The sequence below is a fragment of the Proteus columbae genome (assembly GCF_002777965.1).
Classification (GTDB): Bacteria; Pseudomonadota; Gammaproteobacteria; order Enterobacterales; family Enterobacteriaceae; genus Proteus; species Proteus columbae.
Genome location: NZ_NGVR01000009.1, coordinates 38181 through 59717 on the forward strand (window position 1 = coordinate 38181; position 21537 = coordinate 59717).

Annotated in this window: 20 protein-coding genes and 1 other RNA gene; 11 read left to right on the top strand and 10 right to left on the bottom strand. The window is 40.7% G+C overall.

Going from position 1 to position 21537, the window contains the following annotated elements; all coding sequences use genetic code 11:
- Positions 1-250: 250 nt before the first annotated feature.
- The 5 genes from CBE70_RS04260 to smpB form a co-directional block, all read right to left on the bottom strand.
- Positions 251-928 carry a DUF1963 domain-containing protein gene (locus CBE70_RS04260; RefSeq protein WP_100158370.1) on the bottom strand — a complete coding sequence of 226 codons (678 nt, stop codon included), beginning with the start codon at positions 926-928 and terminating at the stop codon, positions 251-253.
- A 197-nt stretch (positions 929-1125) separates the two neighbouring features.
- Positions 1126-4749, bottom strand: coding sequence for a DEAD/DEAH box helicase (locus tag CBE70_RS04265; protein ID WP_100158371.1), 3624 nt, complete (start codon positions 4747-4749; stop codon positions 1126-1128).
- Positions 4750-4999: 250 nt separating this feature from the next.
- Positions 5000-5173 (bottom strand): hypothetical protein, encoded by a 174-nt coding sequence (locus tag CBE70_RS18270; protein ID WP_157925992.1) that lies wholly within the window; start codon positions 5171-5173, stop codon positions 5000-5002.
- Between the two features lie 181 nt (positions 5174-5354).
- Positions 5355-5721, bottom strand: a transfer-messenger RNA (tmRNA) gene (gene ssrA / locus CBE70_RS04270).
- Between the two features lie 59 nt (positions 5722-5780).
- A complete protein-coding gene (smpB, locus tag CBE70_RS04275) occupies positions 5781-6263 on the bottom strand; it encodes an SsrA-binding protein SmpB (protein ID WP_069367807.1) in 483 nt (160 codons plus the stop codon).
- Between the two features lie 156 nt (positions 6264-6419).
- On the opposite strand from smpB, the gene CBE70_RS04280 reads away from it, so the two are divergent.
- Positions 6420-6854 (top strand): SRPBCC family protein, encoded by a 435-nt coding sequence (locus CBE70_RS04280; protein WP_006533588.1) that lies wholly within the window; start codon positions 6420-6422, stop codon positions 6852-6854.
- Positions 6844-7140, top strand: coding sequence for an RnfH family protein (locus tag CBE70_RS04285; protein ID WP_369961909.1), 297 nt, complete (start codon positions 6844-6846; stop codon positions 7138-7140). Before CBE70_RS04280 ends, CBE70_RS04285 begins: the two co-directional genes overlap by 11 nt.
- A gap of 208 nt (positions 7141-7348) precedes the next feature.
- Here CBE70_RS04285 and bamE read toward each other — a convergent pair whose 3' ends face one another.
- The 3 genes from bamE to nadK all read right to left on the bottom strand — a co-directional run bounded on the left by bamE (position 7349) and on the right by nadK (position 10473).
- The gene (bamE, locus tag CBE70_RS04290) at positions 7349-7711 is read right to left on the bottom strand and encodes an outer membrane protein assembly factor BamE (protein ID WP_088495022.1); all 363 of its coding nucleotides are present in this window, start codon (positions 7709-7711) and stop codon (positions 7349-7351) included.
- A gap of 113 nt (positions 7712-7824) precedes the next feature.
- A complete protein-coding gene (gene recN, locus CBE70_RS04295) occupies positions 7825-9486 on the bottom strand; it encodes a DNA repair protein RecN (protein ID WP_100158372.1) in 1662 nt (553 codons plus the stop codon).
- Between the two features lie 87 nt (positions 9487-9573).
- Positions 9574-10473, bottom strand: coding sequence for an NAD(+) kinase (gene nadK / locus CBE70_RS04300; RefSeq protein ID WP_100158373.1), 900 nt, complete (start codon positions 10471-10473; stop codon positions 9574-9576).
- Between the two features lie 100 nt (positions 10474-10573).
- On the opposite strand from nadK, the gene grpE reads away from it, so the two are divergent.
- Positions 10574-11185 carry a nucleotide exchange factor GrpE gene (grpE, locus tag CBE70_RS04305; protein ID WP_100158374.1) on the top strand — a complete coding sequence of 204 codons (612 nt, stop codon included), beginning with the start codon at positions 10574-10576 and terminating at the stop codon, positions 11183-11185.
- A 117-nt stretch (positions 11186-11302) separates the two neighbouring features.
- Here the strand turns inward: grpE and ung are convergent, their stop codons facing one another.
- Positions 11303-11983, bottom strand: a complete 681-nt coding sequence (gene ung, locus CBE70_RS04310) for a uracil-DNA glycosylase (protein WP_075673659.1) — start codon at positions 11981-11983, stop codon at positions 11303-11305.
- 334 nt (positions 11984-12317) lie between these two features.
- Here ung and grcA point away from each other — a divergent pair, with 334 nt between their 5' ends.
- On the top strand, positions 12318-12701 hold the full coding sequence (gene grcA, locus CBE70_RS04320; protein ID WP_023581591.1) for an autonomous glycyl radical cofactor GrcA: 384 nt from the start codon (positions 12318-12320) through the stop codon (positions 12699-12701).
- 139 nt (positions 12702-12840) lie between these two features.
- Here grcA and srmB read toward each other — a convergent pair whose 3' ends face one another.
- The gene (gene srmB / locus CBE70_RS04325) at positions 12841-14205 is read right to left on the bottom strand and encodes an ATP-dependent RNA helicase SrmB (protein ID WP_100158375.1); all 1365 of its coding nucleotides are present in this window, start codon (positions 14203-14205) and stop codon (positions 12841-12843) included.
- A gap of 264 nt (positions 14206-14469) precedes the next feature.
- Here srmB and trmN point away from each other — a divergent pair, with 264 nt between their 5' ends.
- The 7 genes from trmN to lepB all read left to right on the top strand — a co-directional run bounded on the left by trmN (position 14470) and on the right by lepB (position 21342).
- On the top strand, positions 14470-15225 hold the full coding sequence (gene trmN / locus CBE70_RS04330) for a tRNA(1)(Val) (adenine(37)-N(6))-methyltransferase TrmN (RefSeq protein WP_100158376.1): 756 nt from the start codon (positions 14470-14472) through the stop codon (positions 15223-15225).
- A gap of 295 nt (positions 15226-15520) precedes the next feature.
- Positions 15521-16099: an RNA polymerase sigma factor RpoE gene (gene rpoE / locus CBE70_RS04335; protein ID WP_006533574.1), complete on the top strand. Its 579-nt coding sequence runs from the start codon at positions 15521-15523 to the stop codon at positions 16097-16099.
- Positions 16100-16137: 38 nt separating this feature from the next.
- Positions 16138-16764, top strand: a complete 627-nt coding sequence (gene rseA, locus CBE70_RS04340; protein WP_269800193.1) for an anti-sigma-E factor RseA — start codon at positions 16138-16140, stop codon at positions 16762-16764.
- A gap of 47 nt (positions 16765-16811) precedes the next feature.
- Positions 16812-17780 carry a sigma-E factor regulatory protein RseB gene (gene rseB / locus CBE70_RS04345; RefSeq protein ID WP_100158378.1) on the top strand — a complete coding sequence of 323 codons (969 nt, stop codon included), beginning with the start codon at positions 16812-16814 and terminating at the stop codon, positions 17778-17780.
- Positions 17781-17793: 13 nt separating this feature from the next.
- Complete coding sequence (rseC, locus tag CBE70_RS04350) at positions 17794-18258, top strand: SoxR-reducing system protein RseC (RefSeq protein WP_100158379.1); 465 nt, start codon at positions 17794-17796, stop codon at positions 18256-18258.
- A gap of 301 nt (positions 18259-18559) precedes the next feature.
- Positions 18560-20356, top strand: a complete 1797-nt coding sequence (gene lepA, locus CBE70_RS04355; RefSeq protein ID WP_100158380.1) for a translation elongation factor 4 — start codon at positions 18560-18562, stop codon at positions 20354-20356.
- A gap of 14 nt (positions 20357-20370) precedes the next feature.
- Positions 20371-21342 (top strand): signal peptidase I, encoded by a 972-nt coding sequence (gene lepB, locus CBE70_RS04360; protein ID WP_100158381.1) that lies wholly within the window; start codon positions 20371-20373, stop codon positions 21340-21342.
- Positions 21343-21537: the final 195 nt, after the last annotated feature.

Here is a 21537-nt window from a genome sequence, read left to right on the forward strand (position 1 = left end):
AAGCAGATCTTAATAAGATAGAAAAAACGCTGGGATCATTGATATCAGAATGTGAAATTTTCCCAGTCGCTGAAGGGCTTTTTGGTATTTCAATTCCGAAGAGAACTCTCTCATCCGTGGGTGAGGATGTCGTTCTACACAAGCTTGAACAATTGAAGCGTTTTGACCTCTGGGAAGGAAGCAGGCAAAAATCTAAGCGACGTTGGCTCTGGTGAGTTTAGGTTTTGAGCAAAGATCTGACGTTGTACCTCTAATAAAACTGACATGAAAACGTCCAGACCCCCTCTGGTGACTTGTGAAAGTAACCAATACCATTGTCAGCCCACATCCAGTTTACTTTTTCCTCAGATCCCACTTGAAAGACAAAATCTTGAATTCCCGCACCATGTTGTATCTCCATCGGATAGCCTCCGACTTTGGTTCCTCTATATCGATTAAAATCATTAAAGAAGCAGTCACTTGCTTCCTCATCCTCGTTTACGTCAGAAAGGTCAACAATATCCCAAGCATCCTCCCATCCCGGAGCATCATCATTGACATGCAACCATCGAATCGGAAATGCACGGTACGGCGTGTCTATTGCGGGTAATAATTCCAGTCCCTCAAGAGAGGTATATTCTCGTATTAGCCAACCTTCGCCATGCGGTTTATCAAACGGGTGGCTTTCCATATTGTGGTAGAGTACTAGAAGTGCAATGCCCTTCAATTGTTCAGGGATCACGGGAAGCTCATCTACACGGATCTGAAGAAGCGGAAACATTGGCAGACCTTGCCAAACTGGTAATCCTTCACCCGGTAGAGCGACCCCTTTCAAAAACCAAGATGTAATTGGGTCTGTTGTAGGGCGAAAACCACCTACCTGTGCCACCGATGCGGGACGTAATTTAGATCTGAGTTCTTCTAAAACTTGCGTACTCTTAGATTTCATGTTCGTAGCCTTGCGTATTCCTATATTCTTCAGTGTCTAAAATAGAGCTATTGTTAGTATATCTTGTAATTACTGACTAACAGTCTCATGAATTTCTGGATTACCTCTTCTAACACAGAGCATTTAGGCCGTTACTGACATAAACTGAAGATTAGTTACGAGTTGGTACTCATTATTGAATACCAACTTGTATATTGTCAGGCTGATTGTGCCAATTGTCGTTGTAGGACCTGTAGGCTAGTTCCTGCTCCAGCCCATGCGACAGCTGAACCAACCACATATAGGTTTTGCTTAGCTCGTGAGACGGCTACATTAATAATGTTTGGTGGACTTGCGGCCCACTGACGAGCCCTTTGCTGACTGGCTTTCGGCGCACCAAGAAGCAGGATAACCGTATCTGCCTCTCGGCCTTGGAAAGTGTGAATAGTGCCTACACGATCACGACTCCACTCATCGAACTTTACACCTAACTCCTTCAGCAGACTAGTCTCACTGTTGAGACGCCGACGCATTTGTTGTTCTACGATCTTGAATGGTGTGATGATAAAGACATCTGGGTTTGTAATACCCGATGCCGCTAATTTTTTAAGCATTTGCACAACCATGTCTCCCTCGTCGGTACACCATTTCGTTTCGGCATCGCCATTGACGTCGAACCAGCGTGATTGACCCAACGCCGAGCCAATAGAACCCGGTTTTTTAGGCCTGACGGCATGGACCATCTGCCCTGCATAGGCGATAGCGTTAGAGACATCGAACATTGGATTCTGGCAGCGTCTGTGAACAAGGAGTGGTAATCCAACCTCTCGATCACCAGTATCCGCGATGAAAGTGGATTTGAAGCGCGATGCTTGATCCGCAAGTGTCTGCGTAGATGCTGTGGGGGCAGACCACTCTAACGGGTCAATATCGAAGAACTGGCAGATTGCGGTGTTTAGCTTCTCTGGAAGTGAAACCACTGGAGGGATCTGCAACGGGTCGCCTACCACAATAGAACGCTTTGCCCGCATGATAGCGCCAATTGCAGCTTGAGGAACTGCTTGACCCGCTTCATCGACTAGAAGCCAGCCAATACTTTCAGGAGGAAGATCTCCGAACATCGTCCGGACGGAGGCAAAGGTTGTGGACACTGTCGGTACCACCATGAAAAGGCTGGACCAGAGGTCAGGGAGAAGTCTACGGTGAGCGGGGGATTGAAATGCGCCAGCTACCATGCCCGACATCAATAACCCAAGATTGTGTTGCAAGTGGTTAGCCGAAGCATCGATGAATGCTTTATGCACAGCCAAGGCGGCGGCGAAGAGATCCTCTCGCAGGCGATGAATTTCATCGGGAAGCCATGGCGCTGTCAGGTGGATAGCCTCGTGCTCTCGCTCGAAGAACTGCTCATCAACGACTCTGTCACCCATGAGATTTCGAGCCCGAGCTGCTGTTGCCTTCAATTCCTCGACTATCTGCCATTTGCTTGAAATTTCATTTTCGAGTTGCTGTAACTGGGACTGAGCATTGTTCCATTCAACCCTTGCAATCCCAAGGTTTTCATTCACGATCTGTACCTGTGAGGCTGACTGTTGTAAGGTTGCTGAGAGATTTTTCAATGCCGACTTCCACGACTTCCAGGCTGCAGTCCCGAACAAGCGAGAGAAAAAACCTGGGCGACTAGCAAGATGGCTATCGAGCAAAACCTTGCTCAACTCGGCTTGCGACTTTGCCTTCTCCTGTTCCCTATGGGCAGATTCAGCAATCTGGCAGGTTTGTTCGATGGCTTCATTTAGGCTAGGACGAAGTTGTTCGAGTTTTTGAAGTTCAGTGGTCGCCCCCTTGAGTGCCTGAATATCTCGGCGCATCCTTTCGATAGTGGCTATTTCAGTATCTATCGTTTCCTTTAGTTTAAGGAATATGGTTCGTGCTTTTCGCCAAGCAGCGGCGGCGTCTGCTTCGTTGGTGCTGGGCTGCTCATTGATGACTACGCTAGGCATCACTCGATCAATGATTGCACCCGTTTGTTCATCCTTGATTTCACGCATGACGTTCATTCCGCGAGCAGCTTTCAGGTAGGTAAGAAAACCGCTGTCCTCATTCCACCAGAAATTTTGCTGGAAAGCACCTCGATTGCTGCTATTGCCAAGTGCGGCGGCAATCAATCCCCAAGTCTCGATAGGACCGGATAGAGTCGTATCCTCGGGCTCGAAGGAGCCTGTGCGTTTGGGGTTTGCAATTAAGTCACTGATGGAGCGGAAGTAGGCAATCTGTTCATGGCGGCCATTAGCTTCTTTGAGGGGAAGCTCTTTGCTGACGTTTTCAACCGCTTTGTTATTGGAGGATGCTACGACGATTTCATGGCCTTTCAAGGATTCATGTAACCTGTAGAAGTGCAGAAAAGCATTAGAGCCAAATGCTTGTTTCTCTCCTGTTGTGGAAAAGGCGTCCTGCGGTTTATTGAAGGCGGCCATCGCTGTGGCCCGATCAAGAATGCAACCAACAACGATATCTCGAAGAAGAGTTGTCTTTCCTGTGCCTGGTGGTCCATTTATACCAATGATACCCGGAGCATCAATCAGCTCAACACGTGCCGCATTCACAGCGGCCTGTTGAAGCAACACCAATGGGTGACCACCTTGTGAAGGCCAACGAGCCTGTGGCATGAGAGACGGTGCGACGAACGGCTCGACTGCTGAAACGGGGGACAACACATCGATTTTCTGGTTAGGTCTGCCTATTCCCATGTAGCGCTGCAAACCAATTCCTGCATTATCCGCCTCGATCAATTTTGCTGCTTCGCCAAGATCTTCGAGATAGAAAGAATTCAGCAATGAAGGCTCAGGTGGTGTTTTGTTCTTGAAATAATGAAATACTTTGATTACAAATGAAGGTGGTTCAACCAAATGCTCGGGTACATCGAATTGTGACACCAGCCATCTATGAGCATTAATAATAGTATCCAGATCGATCGGTATGGGTTCTCCATCCTCGTTATGGCGGAGAACCATCTGCTCTAAACGCTCGATAATGTGCCGTTCTACTTTAGGCCAAGCCCCTAAGCTACCAAGCTTCAGATCGAGTGCCGGCTTGAGCGCCCAAGCAAAACTGGAGACAGCGACGCCGTTGTTTTCAAGTACAAAGCCTTCCTTGTCGACCAAGATTGAGCCTATGGCTGCTTTTTTTCCATCCGGCCTTGATTGCTCCTCATCCTCACCAAAAACCTTGACCAATTCGTCTGTCGCCTTGTCGAGTGCGATAGCGCCGAGGATGATTTCGAAATAAAGCTTATGTTTAGGCTTGCTGCGGGCATTTGGTCCCCATGGAATACCCTGACTCAATAGGGCTACCCTAGAACGGTCACCAGATGCCATATCTTCTGGCCGCTTATAGCTTTGAGGTGACAGCGCTTCGAGCGCAGTCCATGCAGCCAATATTGCGGGCGCATCATTCACCTTACCAGATGGAGTGAGAGACGGGAACGAACCTAGATCAATTTGATCATTGTCGAATTGCTGTCCTATGTCTGTGTCTGGAGTATGCTCACGCTTTAGTTGTACCGTCATTTCGGGTGTGTTGTGGGCAACAACTTCGGATGATTGAGTGAATGCTGAATCAGGATGAAGCTCTGATGGAGTGGAACTAGGCATGGAGACTAAACTGCGATCGTTAATGGTGGTTAGGGCTTGCTCGACTTTAGTCGTCAGCATTCGCGCTTTAGCTGTGTTTCGAAAGGTCAGCTCGTTTAATAGTCGTTCAAGTTCACTAGCATTATTGTGCGACCGTTCGAATATTGCTTCCAGATCGACGATTGATTTTTGAAAATACTCCCTTGTCGTCATTTATTTCTTCCGCTCTAAATTTCATCAATTGAGAGATATTATACTGATTAGATTGATTTCTAAAACTGTTAACTTCCTTTGTTGGTCCTAAGTGAGCTATACCAGAAGACACGATGTCCGCTTAGAGCGAAGAGCGGACATTAAGCGCATAAGTGAAAAAAGCGCTGGTTTTTCATCCAGACTCTGTTAACTTGAATGTCGATGAAAACAAACTTTGTACTATTCAAATCAATCATTATTATCACCTATCTTATTTAGGTGGGATAACGTTCGCCATTTTCCCGTCGGTAAGGCGGGCCTTACCGGTAATAATCCAGTGAGGTAAACAATGGACATAAATGAAGTAACAACGCCTGAAAAACCTGTCCTGCGGTTTAGCTGCTTTGATTTCGGTATCGGTTAATGGCTTAGTTTTTCTTGCCATGAAAAATCTCCATGCGTTTAGACCCAACAAAGATGTTAGTTCTTTTCGTTGGGCCTATCAATGGGCCTAAAGTAATTAGCTTGGGTGGGATAAAATAGGACAGTGTAGGACATAAAAAAGCCCGCAACTCATTGAGTTAGCGGGCTTTTCAGTCTTCTTTGGACGTCCTTAGAAGATAATTTGGTGGAGCTGGCGGGAGTTGAACCCGCGTCCGAAATTTCTACATCCGCGGCACTACATGCTTAGTCTAGTCTTTAATTTCACTTACCCACTGCGGACAGACACGCCATGAATAAGCTAGCTTGATTAAGTTTAACGCTTCAACCCCAAGCTAGGCATCCACGCGATCTCTTTTGGGTTTGACCTCTCTTGATCCCCGTCTTAAGAGCGGAAGCTAGGGAGAGAGGGCTCTAAGCAGGTTATTAAGCTGCTAGTGCTAGTTTGTTTTCGTCGTTTGCGACTATTTTTTTGCGGCTTTTTACGAGGCCAACCGCCCCTCGGCATGCACCTTGGGTTTCGCAAATCCCGTCGAATCCAGAATCAGCCCCAAGTTGTTGAAAGCGAGTATACCAGAAAAATACTTGTAATTGCTAGTACTTAACGCAATTTAGCGGTTAGCATTTTTCATGATACGTGCTTTGTCTAATTTCCACTCACGATCTTTAATGGTTTCACGTTTATCGTGATCTTTCTTACCCTTCGCAACGCCAATTTTGATTTTGCACCAAGCGTTTTTCCAATAAAGGGAAAGAGCAACAACGGTGTAACCATCACGGTTGATTTGGCCATAAAGGTTATCAAGTTCACGCTGTTTTAATAATAGTTTACGGGTACGCGTTGGGTCACAAACCACATGAGTTGATGCAACATTTAAAGGAGTAATGGTTGCACCAAAAAGATAAGCTTCACCGTCACGCATGACAACGTAGCTATCACTGATGTTGGCTTTTCCTGCACGTAGTGATTTAACTTCCCAGCCTTGTAGCGCCAAGCCCGCTTCTATCTCATCTTCGATGAAATATTCATGGCGAGCACGTTTGTTTAACGCAATGGTCGCAGAACCAGGTTTGTGTGATTTTTTCTTTGTCATAATGTCCACATTATACTGTATGAGCAATAGAAAGAAATCATTTAACCGACTGTTTTCTTTTCAATTGCATAAAACTTAAGCTATATTCCATTAGATTTTTAATTAGTCACTGTTCAATGATATGATCACACACAGTGTTGTCGTACAGGAATAACTATGCCTCAGATTAGTCGATCTGCTCTTGTCCCTTTTAGTACAGAGCAAATGTTTAAACTGGTTAATGATGTTCTTACTTATCCTGATTTTCTACCAGGATGCGTTGGAAGTAAACTGATCAAAAGCACACCAGAAGAAATGATTGCATCAATTAACGTCTCTAAAGCGGGGATTAGTAAAACATTTACTACCCATAACTTTTTAAAGACAAATGAACGTGTGGATATGCGTCTTGTTGATGGTCCCTTTCGTAAATTAACTGGGGGATGGGTGTTTACCGCACTTGATGATAATGCGTGTAAGATAGAGTTTCAGCTAGACTTTGAGTTCACCAATAAATTAATTGAGTTGGCTTTTGGACGTATTTTTAAGGATTTAACGAACAATATGGTTCAGGCATTTACTCACAGAGCGAAAGAGATCTATCGTGACTAAAATATGGGTAGAGGTAACTTATGCGTTGCCTGACAAACAGTACCTTATCCCTGTTGAACTAACATTAGGGGATACTGTTGAACAAGCCATTATTGCTTCAAATATCTTAACGATTTGTAATGATATTGATCTGACAAAGAATAAAGTGGGTATCTATAGTCGACCAGCAAAGTTAAGTGATAATGTGCGAGATGGTGATAGAGTTGAAATTTATCGACCTTTAATTGCTGATCCTAAAGAAATGCGTCGTAAACGTGCTGAGAAAGCACGACAAAAAGCGGATTAATATCATGCTGTTCGCTCCAATAGGGTGAGCATCATATGCTGCATTGATAGGACGTTTGATTACAGACAGATATAATAAAAGACAACACTGTTATAAAGTAATTTCCCTTTATATAAAAACACACCCCAACGTCAACTTTAACGTATGGGGTGCAATTCACTTTTGCCAATCTTATACAAAACTAAGCCTTCTTAGCACTGTAATCGAATTACGATTTTGTTGCCGGTGCTGAGAAGTTAGGCATATTGCCTTGTTTATCAATCTTAGTCAGTATGCCATTGCTATCAAAAGTCAGGGTAAGAGTTTCTTGACGTACTTCCTGATGACCAGGCTCTTCACGGAAAACATAATACCAAGTCTGGCTTCCGAAAGGATCTTTAAGCATTGGCGTACCAAGGGCAAATTGAACTTGCTGCTGTGTCATTCCTTGCTGAACTTTTGCGACTTCGGCTGGCGTTAAATAATTTCCCTGATTGATATCTGGGTGATAAACCAGTCTCTCGAACATAGAGCAACCTGAAGTCATTACGACTAAAGATAAGGCGGCAACTTTTAACAGTTTAAAACGCATGGTTATTACATTCCTTTTAGGGTCATAGTGACGATGATAATCGACAACGCAGCAATTGAAAACCTTTCACGCTCTGCCTATGACCCTAAATATCAATAAAAGTTTGTTAATCGTTATGCAGCCAACAAATCTTTCGCATTTGCTAAGGTATTTTTGGTGACTTCACTGCCTGCTAATAAACGAGCGAGCTCTTGTAGACGTTCTTTTTTCGATAACAGTTTCATGGTTGTTTCAGTTTCTTCACCATTTGTCTCTTTATTAACGAAATAGTGTTGATGACCACAACCTGCAACTTGAGGTAAGTGAGTGACACACATAACTTGAGTTGATTCACCTAACTCACGGAGTAATTTACCCACAATAGCCGCTGTTGGGCCACTGATACCCACATCAACTTCATCAAAAATAAGTGCTGGGGTATCCATTTTTTTGGCTGTGATCACTTGGATTGCGAGTGCAATACGTGATAGCTCACCGCCTGAAGCCACTTTAGAAAGTGCTTGATGAGGTTGTCCTGGGTTTGTGGTGACATTAAATTCAACTTTTGTGGCACCATCGATTTGCAGTGAGCTGTCATCAAAATAGGTATCAACAGTAAAATAACCATGTGGCATTGATAACTGATGCATACTGTTAGTGATAAGTTGGCTTAATTCATTTGCATATTGTTGGCGAACTTGATGCAATTGCTTTGCAACATCTAATGCAATTAAATGGTCAGCTTTGACTTGTTCTATTAAAGCGTCACAATCATCATTTTGACGAAGTAGGGCATTCTTCTCTTCAATTAATTGCTGATGAAGATCATAGAGTTCTTCTGGTGCAACGCGATGTTTACGTGACAAACTAATGTACTTAGACATGCGTTTTTCTACTTCAAATAAGCGATTCGGGTCCATCTCTAGGCGATCGCTATAATGACGAAGTTCATCACTCACTTCACTAATTTGAATCGTTGCTTCTTCTAACATTTCTAGTAGTGAATTGAACTGACTTTCCATAGAGGTCAGTTCAGCAATTTCATGTTTAGCTACATTGAGCATACTTAAAATATTTTGCTCTTCGTTGTCGCTTAAAATTTGTAAACTATTTTGGCTTAGCGTTAAAAACTGACCGCAGTTAGAAAGACGTTTATATTCTTGATCTAATTCTGGGTATTCGCCTTGTACTGGCTGAAATTCATTGAGTTCTTTTAAATGGTAATCAACCAGTTGCTGTCTTGCTTCTCGTTCTAAAGAGAGTTGTTGAAAAGCAGCTAAAGTTTGGCAACTTTGATGCCATGTTTGATAAGCCGATTTCATGCTTTTTAACAAAGCCGGTTCATGGGCATAGATATCAAGCAGTTGTTTTTGATAGCGAGGTTCTAGAAGTTGTTGGTGAGCATGTTGCCCATGAATTTGAATAAGTAAAGAACCCAGTTCTCTTAATTGTGAAAGAGGTACGGAAGTGCCGTTGATAAAACCACGAGAACGCCCATCAGCAGAGATAGTCCTTCTTAATAGGCACTCGTTATGATCATCAAGATGATGTTCTTCAAGCCAACGTTGTGCGGATGGCGTGTCGGAGAGTGTGAATCGCGCACATAAATCGGCTCTAGTTGCACCGGGGCGCACCATATTGGCATCACCACGGTTACCTAAGCATAAACCTAGTGCATCAATTGCAATAGACTTACCAGCGCCAGTTTCGCCTGTAATGGTGGTCATGCCACCAGAGAAATCGATTTCAAGTTCACGGACTATGGCAAAATGACTAATGGTTAATTGAGTCAGCATAGTGCCTCTCCTGTGTATAAAAACATATCTGTAATTACATACAGTATAAACTGGTTTTTTATACAGTAAAGTAGTGAGGCAAAAAAATTAAAACATTTTTTTCGACCAACCTAATTTTGAGCTGAGTGTATTAAAATAATTGTAATCAGTCGGGTGAACTAAATTGAGTTTTTGACGACTTCTTTTAATAATAACTTCATCACCTTCTTTAATTGGTAACACTAATTGGCTATCGCAACTGACTTCATAATCGATATTTGTTTGTGAGAATTTTAAACGAATTTGGCTATCACAGCTGATAACTAAAGGACGTGCTGATAAGGTATGTGGAAACATAGGCACAAGTGCAATAGCATCAAGATTTGGGGTTAAAATAGGACCACCCGCAGAAAGTGAATAGGCCGTTGATCCCGTAGGTGTTGCAATAATTAAGCCATCAGAACGTTGAGAGAAAGCAAAGCGATCATCAATGTAAACTTCAAACTCAATCATATGAGCAACTTTACCAGGATGAAGCACGACTTCATTGATTGCTGTACCAATGCGATTTCTTTGACCTTCAGCACAGACGCGTGCTTCAAGTAAAAAACGCTTTTCTTCATGATAGTGTCCAGCTAACACATTGGTTAATTGCTGTAAGGCATTATCAGGATCAAGGTCAGTAAGAAAGCCTAAATTACCCCGGTTAACTCCAATCACTTTGATATTATAACGAGATAAAACGCGTGCAGCGCCAAGCATATTGCCATCACCACCAACAACAATGACAAGATCAGCAACTTTGCCAACTTGTGTTAAATCACCGGTTTGTGCATTTTCTAGTTTTAGTTCTTGAGCAACTTGTGTATCAATAATAACGTCATAGCCTTGAGCCAATAGCCAATGATAGAGCATTTCATGAGTTGAAATTGCTTCAGGGTGGCGTGGATGGCCAACAATGCCAATGCATTTAAAGTGTTTTTCTTCCGTTACGGTATTATCTGGCATTTTTTTACCCTCGTTTTGCGCCAATTCCTTGAAACCCGTTTATTGATCCCCATAATAAACTAAATATGAAGATGAATACCAAAACTACGCGGAGATGTTCATGAGTAGTAAAGAACAAAATGTACATGAAGAGCAAGTCTCAAAAGAAAAAGAAGGAATGGAATCTGCAATGAATGAGTCTCAAGAGCCAACAATGACCGAAGAAGCACAAGCGGATTTTAATGCTCAAGCTGAATTAGTGGAAGCATTAGCGCGTGTTGATTCTCTCGAAAAACAACTTGAGCAATCTCAAAAGACAGAGCGTGAAGCAATGATCCGTGCTCAAGCTGAAATTGAGAACATTCGTCGTCGTACTCAACAAGATGTTGAGAAAGCACATAAATTTGCGCTTGAGAAATTTTCTAATGAGTTACTGCCTGTACTCGATAATTTAGAGCGTGCTTTATCTGCGGCCGATCATGAAAATGAATCATTAAAGCCAATGATTGAAGGGTTAGAATTAACACTGAAATCATTTTTAGATGCTGTTCGTAAATTTGGTATCGAAGTGGTTGAAGAAAAAAATGTGGTATTTAACCCTGAAGTTCACCAAGCGATGACTTTAATTGATAGCCCAGCACATGACTCTAATCATGTTGTTGATGTTATGCAAAAAGGATATACCTTAAATGGTCGTCTATTGCGCCCAGCTATGGTTATCGTTTCTAAATAATATCGATAAAACATTCGTTATCACATGAGTTATTACATGTAGATAAAGTAAACCGCACAATATGAAGATTATTTAATATTCTTGTTATTGTGCGGTTTTATGTTTTATAGGGTGATTTTATTCAATGGGATCAAGATGCCAATTGATTGGTGTGCGGCCTTGCTGCTGTAAAATATCGTTGGCTTGTTTAAAATGACCACAACCTAAAAAGCCTCTATGGGCTGAAAGCGGGGATGGATGAGGTGCTTTTAAAATAACGTGTTTATTTGTATCAATAAAACGTCCTTTTTTCTGAGCATGAGCGCCCCACAGTAAGAAAATAACCCCATCTCTACGCTGGTTGATCTGTTCAATTACTGCGTCAGTAAAGATTTCCCAACCATAGTTAGCGTGAGAATGTGCTTGGCCTTTCTCTACCGTCAATACGGTATTAAGTAATAAAACGCCTTGTTTTGCCCAGCTTTCTAAATAGCCGTGGTTAGGGCGTTTAAAATCAGGGTACTCTTTTTCAAGCTCTTTATACATATTGACTAATGAAGGTGGTGCTGGCACGCCTGGTCGCACTGAAAAAGAGAGTCCATGTGCTTGATTAGGGCCATGGTAAGGATCTTGCCCCAAAATAACTACATTCACATTATCAAAAGGCGTAAAACGAAAAGCATTAAAAATATCTTCTTGAGGAGGATAAACAATTTTACCTGCGGCTCTTTGTTGTGCGACTTGAGACATAATTTGATGAAAGTAAGGCTTCTCTTTTTCAGCGCCTATCACATCATGCCAAGTTAATGGTGTAGTCATAACCTAAAATCCTTGTTGATATCTTATAGTGCCTAAGCTTACCGATTTCATCAGGGGAATGAAAATATTACGGACTAAAAATAAAAATTAATTGATTTCTCAACTTTTATTTGAAAATTTACAAAAAAAATTGCAAATTAGCGATAAATGATTATTGATTTAAAACAACACTTTGCACCTTATGAGGTAAAGTGCTTATGAATTTTATTGATATTTATCAAAGAATGACACCATTTATACTGGTATATAAGTAGACAGAAACATTGGTTAGACCAAATACCCAAGTTCTGATATGAGATTAGAATTTGATTTTGCGCCCAAATTGGAGGTCGAAATGATTACTGGTATCCAAATTACTAAAGCTGATAACGATGATTTATTACACTCTTTCTGGTTATTAGATGATGAAAACGGCGAAGCTCGTTGCATCTGTGCTAAAAAAGGCTTTGAAGAAGGCCAAGTGATTAACCGTAAAGAGTTAGGCAATATCGAATACCGTGAAGTGCCTGTAGAATCTAAACCGGTTGTTCGTGTAGAAGGTGGTCAACACCTTAACGTTAACGTATTAAGCCGTGAAACACTGGAAGATGCTGTTAACAATCCTGAGAAATATCCTCAATTAACTATTCGTGTTTCTGGTTATGCAGTGCGTTTTAACTCACTGACTCCAGAACAACAACGTGATGTTATTACTCGTACTTTCACAGAAAGCCTGTAATCTTCACTAAAGCAATAAGTTAATAATGAGCTCGATATGAAAATATCGGGCTTTTTTTCTATAATAGAAGAAAAAAGATAAAAAACCGTAACTATATTATATAGCTACGGTTTTTTTATAAGATCAGAAAGTGTACAAATTATTCGTTATCAGTATTCGTTTCTTTTGTTGGTGCAGTAGGCGCAACATTTTTTTCTGTATGCTCAGCAACTGCTTTGCGACGTTTACCAATATTTTTACGATCGCGAGTCCGCACTTTTTCTTTAACTGCTTTTTTCTCTTCTTCTTTTTTCGCTTTGCGTTTAGCAAGTACTTTTTTAGAAGGTTTGAATGTTGCTTTCAAGCTTGGTGCTTTGGTTTCTGGACGTAGTTCAGCAACAACACGATATTTAATTGGCTCTTGAACGTAACGGCCAATTTTCCCTAATAATGGGTGGTCGTGAGCTTCAACTAATGAAATTGCGATACCTTTACGACCTGCGCGTCCTGTACGACCAATACGATGCAAGTAAACATCGGCAGTACGAGGTAAGTCAAAGTTGAAAACGTGTGTGATGTCATCTAGATCAAGACCACGAGAAGCAACGTCTGTGGCAATAAGCACATTCATTTTGCCTGATTCTAAACGTTTGATCGCATCGTTACGCTGTGTTTGCGCCATTTCACCTTCAAGGTAGCTACATTTAATACCTTGTTTTTCTAACGCAGTGACAAGCTCTCTTACACGCTCTCTTTTACGAACAAAGACAATCGATTTTTTAACATCGTCTTGCTTCAGTAATGCAGCAAGTAACGCTGTTTTATGTTCGAGATTATCAGCATGATAATAGAACTGTTGAATTTTTTTACGTTCACGGCGAGATGGATCAGCATTAAGCTCAACAGGTTCGTTGAGGATACGCTGTGCAAAATCAATAACCGCATTACCTTCCAGTGTTGCAGAGAACAGTAATGTTTGTTTGCGCCAGCGAGTTTCGCCTGCAATAGTTTCGATATCGTTAGCGAAACCCATATCTAACATGCGGTCTGCTTCATCTAAAATCAGCATTTCCACTGCACGGCAGTCAAAGTTTTCTTCTTTGATGTACTGTAATAAACGACCAGTTGTCGCAACAACGATATCTTGGTTCTCACTGAAGACTTCAGCGTGATTCATATAAGCAACACCGCCCGTGATTGTGGCGATATCTAAATGTGTGTGCGCACATAATTCTTTTGCCTGTTCAGCAACTTGCATGGCAAGTTCGCGTGTTGGTGTCAGGATAAGAATACGTGGCGGGCCTGATTTTTTACGTGGATAATCAAGCAAGTGTTGAATTGCTGGAAGCAAAAAGGCCGCAGTTTTCCCTGTGCCTGTTGGCGCAGAGCCTAAAATATCGCGTCCATCCATTGCAGCAGGAATTGCATCTGCTTGAATAGCAGTAGGACGTTGATATCCTTTTTCTTCTAATGCGGTCAATAAACTTTCATCAAGTTCAAGACTGGAAAATGTCGTGGCTGTCATTGTATACCTCTGTTTAGGGCGCGGATTTTGACATTATCCCCCGCTAAAAGCCAGAGGATTTACCGCTATCACATTATATATTACCGATAGACGAAGGTATTCGTTGTTTTTAGGCTTAATCTAAATAAGCGTGCATCGTATACAAATAGTTTAATGTTAAGATAGGGGCTGTAGAAACGTTATCTTACCATATATCTCTTTTTTCGTGACATGCTTGATAAGCAATAAAAAAGAGATTGCTGTACAAATCAATAGAGCCAATAGATGAATCAAAAGAAAGTGAAAAAAGCAGGATTACGCAAAGGTGGTTTTACATTTAAACAATTTTTTGTTGCTCATGATAAGTGTGAAATGAAAGTGGGTACAGATGGTGTTTTATTAGGGGCCTGGGCACCTATCGATAATGTAAAAAGAGCACTTGATATTGGTACGGGAAGTGGACTAATTGCATTAATGCTCGCTCAACGAGCGAATAAAATTGAGTGTATTGATGGCATTGAGCTTGATGAGAAAGCAGCATTACAAGCTACGGAAAATGCCCAAGAGTCACAATGGCATTCATTTATTCATATCTATCATAGTGATATTCATCATTATGCAGAGCAAGCGCAAAACAAGTATGATTTGATTGTTAGTAATCCTCCTTATTTTGAGCCAGCAATTGCTTGTCGTAATGACATTCGTGAGCAAGCACGATATACCAAAACCTTAACGCATGAGGGATTGCTGGATAGTGCGCAATCACTTATCACCGAAGATGGTTTGTTCTGTGTTGTATTACCTTATTCTATTGGTGAGCAATTTATTGAAATTGCAGAAAAAAAAGAGTGGAATGTTGCAAAACGCGTTAATATTAAAGACAGTGCAGATAAACCTTATCATCGAATTTTGTTAGCATTTCAAAGACAAAATCAAGGCAGTGTTGCATGTAGTATAGACGAACTTATTATTCGTAATAACGAAGGGCACTATACTGATAAGTTCCAATCTTGGGTGACTGACTTTTATTTATATTATTAAATCTATATTTAATAATATCTTGTTTAAGATAATATATATTGTTGTAAGTAATCGTATATATTTAAATAATATCATTGTGTTATCGTTTTTTTATTGGCAAATTGCATTTTGGTTGGGTGATCACCATGATGATTTTTTTGTGATTCATCTCTTAAAATAATGATTGAATTGAACTTCATACTATTTTTGCGCTCTAAGTCTTGTAGCTCATAAAACGAGAAGGAATAACGAGAGTAAATATGACGGAGTCATTTAAAAATAGTGTGAAGCTTGACTTCGGGAGAGTCCATCTCTAATGAGCGAGCAGTTAACGGACCAAATGTTGGTTGAAAAGGTACAAAATGGTGACCAGAAAGCCTTTAATCTGCTGGTCATCCGCTATCAACACAAGGTAGCAAGCCTGATTTCCCGTTATGTACCACAGGGTGATGTACCAGATGTTTCGCAAGAAGCCTTTATTAAAGCTTATCGTGCCATTGGTTCTTTCCGTGGAGATAGTGCTTTTTATACATGGCTTTATCGCATTGCTGTGAATACAGCAAAAAATTATCTGGTCGCACAGGGGCGACGTCCGCCTTCGAATGATTTAGATGCGAGTGATGTTGAAAATTTCGAATCACCTAATGCACTAAAAGAAATTTCGAACCCTGAGAATTTAATGTTGTCTGAAGAGTTACGGAGAGTGGTTTTTCACACCATAGAGTCATTACCTGAAGATTTAAGGGTTGCTATTACACTTCGGGAACTTGACGGGCTAAGCTATGAAGAGATAGCGGTCATTATGGATTGCCCTGTCGGAACAGTACGTTCACGAATTTTTAGGGCGCGAGAAGCTATTGATAATAAGGTTCAACCATTAATACAAGAGTTTTAATTGTGGGTGAACCATCATTGACTGAAGGGTACTTTTACATGCAAAAAGAAAAACTTTCTGCATTTATGGATGGCGAAGTTCTTGATAAAGAATTAATGGGTACAATTGCTCGTGATGACTCCATGAAAGAGACATGGCAACGCTACCATTTAATTCGTGACACAATGCGTGGTGATGTAGGTGAAGTAGTCCACTTCGATATCGCAAGTCGCGTTGCGCTCGCTTTAGAGAATGAACCTGTTCGCATAAGTCCTGAACAACAACAAGAGCAGCAACCTGCGCCATCACAATGGCGTCAGCACTCTTTCTTACAAACGTTACGTCCTTGGGCAAGTCAGTTAACTCAAATCGGTGTTGCGGCTTGTGTTTCATTAGCTGTTATTGTTGGTGTTCAGCAATATAATGGAAAAAGTGGTTCTGAAGATTTCCAAGTAGATACACCTGTATTTAATACTCAACCTATTATGGGTTCAGGTTCACCTGTAAGCTTAAATCTTCAAAATGATACTTTAGGTAAAGACCAGCAAACACGTTTACAAGAGCGTAATCAGCGCCTTGGATTAATGTTGCAACAGTATGAGTTAGATCGTCGTATCTATAATGCACCACAAAATGAAGCGCCAGTTAGCGCTCAAGGTGAAACTCAACCCCTAGCAGCACAGTAATAATAGATGTGAATGTATAAATAACGTGTGGGAATGAAACAGTCGTAATGAAAAAATTATGGTTATCCACCTTATTGCTGGTGGGCAGCCTGTCAATGCCGATACAAGCCTTGGCACAACCTCAAACAGGTAGTGTCGAGGCTTTGTTGCAAAAGATGGGTCAGACAAGTCAAAGCTCTACCTATGAATTATCTTTTATCAATATCAATTCTCAAGGTATTGTTCCTATTCGCTACCGTCACACTCTTATTGATGGCAAACCACTTGCACAATTAATGCAAATGGATAGTACTCGCCGTGAAATAGTTCAACGTGGTGATGAAATCAGCTATTTTGAGCCGGGCTTAGATGCTTTTAGCTTAAGAAATGATCATATCGTTGATTATATTCCTTCTATCATTTACCAAGATTTCAACGAATTATCCGGTTATTATAATTTTATTGATGCAGGTAGAACACATATTGGTGATATTCCAAGCCGAGTTGTTCGTGTGCTATCAAAAAATAATGACCGTTATGATTATGTCTTGTTTATTGATGAAGAAAGATATCTGCCTTTAAGAGTTGATCTGTTAGATAAGAATAATGACATCATTGAACAATTTCGAGTGATCACAGTTAATGAAGGGAGTGAAGTCGTAACTGAACTTAATTCATTACGTACCGTCAATATGCCACCTTTATTACTTGTACCAAAAGCTAAACCTTTGGTTTATAACTGGTCGGTTAGTCAATTGCCTGAGGGTTTTAAAGAGGTAAAACGCAGTAACCATCAAATTTCTGAAACTGAGTTTAGTCAGTCTATTTTATTTAGCGATGGCTTATTTGACTTCTCTATTTATGTTAATAAAAGTGGTCAACACGTTAATTCGCCCGAACGCGATAAAATGTTAAGGTATGGTCGTAATACAATTTATACCTATGACAAAGAAGGTAATGAAATTACCTTTATTGGTCAGTTACCATTTCCTACAGCACAAGCAATAGTTAATAGTGTTGTATTTACGAAAAAGTAAAAGGGTATAAGTTATGGTTAAAGAGTGGGCAACAGTTATACATTGGCACGAAGGACGTGCGTTATTACGCTACGGATCTTCTTCTGGCTGTGGTAGTTGCCAAGCTCGCGCTGCATGTGGTTCTTATTTATTAAATAAAATAGGACCTGAGACAGTTCATCAACTCGAGCTTCCCGTTGCACAACCTTTAGTCGAAGGGCAAAAAGTGGAAGTGGGAATACCTGAAAATAATCTACTTCTTTCCGCAATGCTAGTGTATTTAACGCCACTTATAGGCTTATTTATTGTCGCAGGCATTGCGAGCCTTTGGCTTTCGAGTGAATTTGCTATTTTTTGTAGTGGAATTGTGGGCGGTGCCCTTGGTTTTTTATTTGCCAAAAAAGTAGCGACTTGGTGGAGCAAAGATGAAGGTTTTGAACCTATTGTATTGCAAATAGGGCTTCCACCTCATGAACTTAAAGTTCAATTTCAAGAATAATGAGTTGATTAAAAAGATGGGGCATTTGCCCCATTATTTTTGTCATGCTGCTTTTGTAATAATATCTATCTTAAATTAACACGTTTCTATATCTGGAAATTGCCCGCAAAAAATTACAAATAAATGCAAGTCTTAGCATAAATGTTTGTGTTTGATGAACGTTTCTTTGAGTATAATGTCTCTAGTGTGTAGAATGCGTCATCAATAATAACTCCTGCAATATAGAGTTTTCGCTTTGTGTCCATGAATGACTCCAAAGCCAGATTTATAGAGCAAAGCAATAGAGAAAAATAATTTCAGAATGAAAAACATACGTAACTTTTCCATTATCGCACATATTGACCACGGTAAATCGACGTTATCAGATCGAATTATTCAAATTTGTGGTGGCTTATCAGATCGTGAAATGGCTGCGCAGGTTCTTGATTCTATGGATCTTGAGCGTGAACGTGGTATTACAATCAAAGCGCAAAGCGTAACCTTGAATTACACCGCTGATGACGGTGAAGTTTATCAGCTTAACTTTATCGATACCCCAGGACACGTTGACTTCTCTTATGAAGTATCTCGTTCACTCGCTGCATGTGAAGGCGCCTTATTGGTCGTAGATGCTGGGCAAGGGGTTGAAGCGCAAACATTAGCAAACTGCTATACAGCGATGGATATGGATCTCACCGTCGTTCCAGTTTTAAATAAAATAGATTTACCCGCAGCAGAGCCTGAGCGTGTTGCTGAAGAAATTGAAGATATTGTGGGGATTGATGCCACAGATGCAGTGCGTTGCTCTGCAAAAACAGGTATTGGTGTAAAAGAAGTTATCGAACGTCTTGTTAAAGAAATTCCAGCACCTGAAGGTGATGCCGATGCTCCATTACAAGCACTGATTATTGACTCTTGGTTTGATAATTACCTTGGCGTTGTTTCACTGATCCGTGTTAAAAACGGTAAAGTCAGCAAAAACGATAAAATCAAGGTAATGAGTACGGGGCAGGTTTATAACATTGACCGTATTGGTATTTTTACACCAAAACAAATTGATACAACCACGCTAAATTGCGGTGAAGTAGGCTGGGTTGTTTGTGGTATTAAAGATATTTTAGGTGCGCCAGTAGGGGATACCTTAACAGCAGCGCAAAAACCAGCAGATAAACCATTGCCTGGTTTTAAAAAAGTTAAGCCACAGGTTTATGCGGGTTTATTCCCAATTAGCTCTGACGACTATGAATCATTCCGTGATGCATTAGGTAAATTAAGCTTAAACGATGCTTCATTATTCTATGAGCCAGAAAGCTCATCTGCATTAGGTTTCGGTTTCCGTTGTGGTTTCTTGGGTCTTCTTCATATGGAGATTATTCAAGAACGTTTAGAACGTGAATATGACCTCGATCTGATTACAACGGCCCCAACCGTTGTTTATGAAGTCGAAATGACGAATGGTGATATTGTATTAGTGGATAGCCCGTCTAAATTACCACCACTAAATAATATTGAGGAAATCAGAGAGCCTATCGCTGAATGCCATATGTTATTACCGCAAGAATATTTAGGTAACGTAATTACTTTATGTATCGAAAAACGCGGTGTTCAAACCAATATGGTCTATCATGGTAATCAGGTTTCATTGACTTATGAAATTCCGATGGCTGAAGTGGTATTAGATTTCTTTGATCGCTTAAAATCAACATCACGCGGTTATGCTTCTTTAGACTATAACTTTATTCGCTTCCAAGGCTCTAACATGGTACGTGTAGATGTCTTGATTAACGGTGATCGTGTTGATGCTTTAGCATTGATTACACATAATGATAATGCACCTTATCGTGGCCGTGAGTTGGTGGAAAAAATGAAAGAATTTATTCCACGCCAACAGTTTGATATCGCTATCCAAGCGGCAATTGGTAACCATATTATTGCTCGTTCAACTGTTAAGCAGTTACGTAAAAACGTATTAGCCAAATGTTATGGTGGTGACGTTAGCCGTAAGAAGAAACTGTTACAGAAACAGAAAGATGGTAAAAAACGTATGAAGCAAATTGGTAACGTAGAGCTACCACAAGAAGCGTTTTTAGCCATTCTTCATGTTGGTAAAGATAAATAATTTAAGGAGAAAACATGGCTAACACGTTTGCCTTGATCCTAACGCTGGCAACGCTAATAACGGGAGTTTTTTGGGGAATTGAACGCTTTAAGCTCAAGCCAGCTCGAAAAGCAAAACTAAAGCGTCTTCAAGAGATGACGCAAGGGACCGAGGATCAGCAAGAGTTAGCAAAATCAATTAATAAACCAAGCTGGGCAGAGACATTAGGCTCTTTATTCCCAGTTTTGATTATTGTTTTGGTTCTGCGTTCATTTGTGTATGAGCCGTTTCAAATACCTTCTCGCTCCATGATGCCAACCTTGTTGGTTGGCGATTTTATCTTGGTTGAAAAGTTTGCTTATGGATTAAAAGATCCAATTACACAAACCACGTTAATTAATACAGGGAAGCCCAAACGAGGTGATATCGCCGTATTTAAGTATCCTCGTGATCCTTCTACTGACTTTATTAAACGTGTTATTGGATTACCGGGCGATAAAATTGTTTATGATATGATGTCGAAAAAACTTCATATCTATCCAAATTGTGATAAAGCCATTTGTAATGAAGAAATATCAGTAAATTATGGTACTGCTTACCCAAGTGAATGGACGTTGTTATTACAAAATGTACCGGGTGGTCAGCGTATTAATGGTATGAAATCTATTCCAATTGAGGAGCCTATTTCAACAGCAACTCAATTACGTGAAGAAGAAAGAGTAGAAACTATTGATAAAGTCTCTCACCGTATTATGACAATACCTGGTGATATGACGATGCCAGAGTTTATTCAACCCGGATTACCTGTCGGTACGTGGATTGTTCCTGAAGGTCATTACTTTATGATGGGTGATAATCGAGACGGTAGTTCTGATAGTCGCTTCTGGGGCTTTGTTCCAGAGAAAAACTTAGTAGGTAAAGCGACAACAATCTGGATGAGCTTTGAAAAAGTAGAGAATGAATGGCCAACAGGCGTTCGTTTTAGCCGTATCGGTGGCATTAAATAATTTTTAACAAAATAGCGACAGCATTCCTTCTTATCTAAGTGTAGAATATGTCGCTTCTTTAAATATGATTGGCTCCTGTTATTGGCAGGAGCCAGTGCAAACGCAACAGTTCTGTTATCCAACCCGATAATTTCTCGTTGTCTTAAACAGATTTGTTGCGTGTGCTTCAAATTAAGTTATGGAAATTGATCGCAC